The sequence below is a fragment of the Burkholderia sp. Bp9016 genome (assembly GCF_003857765.1).
In the GTDB taxonomy this organism is placed as follows: Bacteria; Pseudomonadota; Gammaproteobacteria; order Burkholderiales; family Burkholderiaceae; genus Burkholderia.
On the sequence record NZ_QTPY01000067.1, the window covers coordinates 1 to 2,915 of the forward strand.

Annotated in this window: 3 protein-coding genes; all 3 read right to left on the reverse strand. The window is 65.0% G+C overall.

The annotated features are described in order from the left end of the window. Window positions 1-831, reverse strand: an 831-nt coding sequence (locus DIE13_RS32395; protein WP_124831031.1) for an ABC transporter permease subunit, incomplete at its 3' end; no start/stop codon positions are given. Next, window positions 828-1,814 (reverse strand): ABC transporter permease subunit, encoded by a 987-nt coding sequence (locus DIE13_RS32400; RefSeq protein WP_124831033.1) that lies wholly within the window; start codon window positions 1,812-1,814, stop codon window positions 828-830. The genes DIE13_RS32395 and DIE13_RS32400, both read right to left, overlap by 4 nt. A 10-nt stretch (window positions 1,815-1,824) precedes the next feature. Beyond that, a partial coding sequence (locus tag DIE13_RS32405; RefSeq protein WP_124831032.1) for an ABC transporter ATP-binding protein occupies window positions 1,825-2,915 on the reverse strand: 1,091 nt, incomplete at its 5' end.

Consider the following 2,915-nt stretch of genomic DNA (forward strand, 5'->3'; position numbering starts at 1 on the left):
CGCGAACGCCGCCTTCATGTCGGCCACCCGACGCCGCTCGCGCGCGATCATCGCCTGGTTCACGACGATCACGCCGATCGTCACGGCCGTGATGAACAGCGTCGCCAGCGCGTTCATCTCCGGGTTCAGCCCGAGCCGCACCCGCGAGAACACCACCAGCGGCAGCGTCGTCGACCCCGGCCCGGAGAGAAACGCCGACAGCACCAGATCGTCGATCGACAGCGTGAACGACAGCAGCCACCCCGACAGCAGCGCCTGCGAGATCAGCGGCAGCGTCACCACGAAGAACACCTTCAGCGGCGTCGCGCCCAGATCCAGCGCCGCCTCTTCCAGCGACTTGTTCATCTCCTTCACGCGCGACTGCACGATGATCGCCACGTACGACACGCACAGCATCACGTGACCGATCCAGATCGTCACCATCCCGCGGCCCTTCGGCCAGCCGAACATCTGCTCCAGCGCGACGAACAGCAGCAGCAGCGAGATCCCCTGGATCACCTCCGGAATCACCAGCGGCGCGTTGATCATCCCCGTGTACAGCGTGAAGCCCTTGAAGCGGCCGAAGCGCGCGAGCACAAAGCCCGCCCACGTGCCGATCACCACCGACGCGCTCGCCGTCAGCAGGCCGATCTTCAGCGACAGCCAGGCCGCGGTCAGCAGCTCGTCGTCTTCCAGAAGCGCCGCGTACCACTTCAGCGAGAAGCCCGACCACACCGTCACCAGCTTCGACTCGTTGAACGAGTACACGACCAGGCTGATGATCGGGATGTACAGAAACAGGAAGCCGAAGGCGAGAACGCCCGTCGACAGCGGTTTGCTCGGCTTGATCATTTCGCTTCCTCCAGTTCCTTGACCTGGTAGTACTGGAACAGCGCCATCGGCACCAGCAGCAGCATCACCATCGCGACCGTCACCGCGGACGCCATCGGCCAGTCCATGTTGTTGAAGAACTCGTCCCACATCACGCGGCCGATCATCAGCGTGTCGGCGCCGCCGAGCAGTTCCGGGATCACGTACTCGCCGACCGCCGGGATGAACACCAGCAGGCTGCCGGCGATGATCCCGTTCTTCGACAGCGGCAGCGTGATGCGCGTGAACGCGACCCACGGCTTCGCGCCCAGGTCGTACGCGGCCTCGAGCAGCGTGAGGTCCATCTTCACGAGGTGCGCGTACAGCGGCATCACCATGAACGGCAGGTACGAATAGACCATCCCGATGTAGACGCCCGCGTCGCTGTGATACAGCCGCAGCGGCGTGTGGATGATGCCGAGCGCGATCAGCGCGTGGTTCAGCAGGCCGTCGTCCTTCAGGATCCCGATCCAGGCGTACACGCGGATCAGGAACGACGTCCAGAACGGCAGCATCACGGCCATCATCAGCACGTTGCGCCGTGCCGGTTCCGAGCGTGCGATGTAGTACGCCATCGGATAGCCGATCAGCAAACAGAGCAGCGTCGACACGGCGGCCATCTTCAGCGAACTGAGGTAGGTCGCGATGTACAGGTCGTCCTGCAGCAGGAACGCGTAGTGCCCCAGTTGCAGCGCGAAGTGCACGACGCCGTCCTTGAACTCGACGAGCGACGTGTACGGCGGAATCCCCATCACCTGGTCGGCGAAGCTGATTTTGAACACCAGCACGAACGGCAACGCGAAGAAGAGCGTGAGCCACAGGAACGGCACGCCGATCGCGACGCTGCGCCCCGACGGCAGGAAGCGCGACAGCAGCGCGAAGCGGCCCGCGCGAGCGCGGCCCGGGCCGGTGCTTGCGGCGCCGGTCGGCACCGGCGCGGACGGCGTGGAAGCGGAAGTTCTCATCATGTCGTCCTCATTGCGTCAGCACGACGCCGCTGGCCGGCGACCACGACACGAACACGTCGTCGTTCCACGAAGGCGCGCTGTCGTTCAGCAGGTGCGAGCTCGACAGGTTCGACACGACCGTCTTGCCGCTCGGCAGGCGCACGTGATACAGCGAGTAGCTGCCCATGTAGGCGATGTCGGTCACCACACCGCGCGCCCAGTTGTGATGCGAGCCCGGCTTGTCGCGCGACACCTGCACGCGCTCGGGCCGCACCGAGATGCCGACCGGCATGCCGAGCGGGCCCGTCACGCCGTGGCTTACGTACATGCGCGCTTCGAGATCGTCGCTCTCGACGAAGATGTGGTCGGGCTCGTCCTCCACCACGCGGCCTTCGAACAGGTTCGTCGAGCCGATGAATTCGGCCGAGAAGCGGCTGTTCGGGTATTCGTACACTTCGCCGGGCGTGCCGATCTGCACGATCCTGCCTTCGCTCATCACCGCGAGGCGGCTGGCCATCGTCATCGCCTCTTCCTGATCGTGCGTGACCATCACGCAGGTCACGTCGACCTTCTCGATGATGTTCACCAGTTCGAGCTGGGTCTTCTGGCGGATCTTCTTGTCGAGCGCGGACATCGGCTCGTCGAGCAGCAGCAGCTTCGGGCGCTTGACCAGCGAGCGCGCGAGCGCGACGCGCTGCTGCTGGCCGCCGGACAGCTGATGCGGCTTGCGCTTCGCGTACTTGCTCATCTGCACGAGCGCGAGCGCATCGGCCACGCGCTCCTTGATCTCGTGCTTGGGCGTGCCTTCCTGCTTCAGCCCGAACGCGACGTTCGACTCGACCGACATGTGCGGGAACAGCGCATACGACTGGAACATCATGTTCACCGGGCGGCGGTACGGCGGCAGCGACGCGAGATCCTCGCCGTCGACGAAGATCTTGCCGGAGGTGGCCGTCTCGAGCCCGGCCAGCATGCGCAGCAGCGTCGACTTGCCGCAGCCGGAGCTGCCGAGCAGCGCGAACAGCTCGTTCTTCGCGATCGTCAGGTTCACGTTGTCGACGGCCGTGCTGTCGCCGAATTTCTTCACGACGTTTTCGATGCGCACGAAGGCGTCGTTCG

What these genes read in the sequence shown, in the direction of transcription:
- DIE13_RS32400 (WP_124831033.1), bottom strand. Translation starts at nt 1,814, where the DNA reads ATGAGAACTTCCGCTTCCACGCCGTCCGCGCCGGTGCCGACCGGCGCC.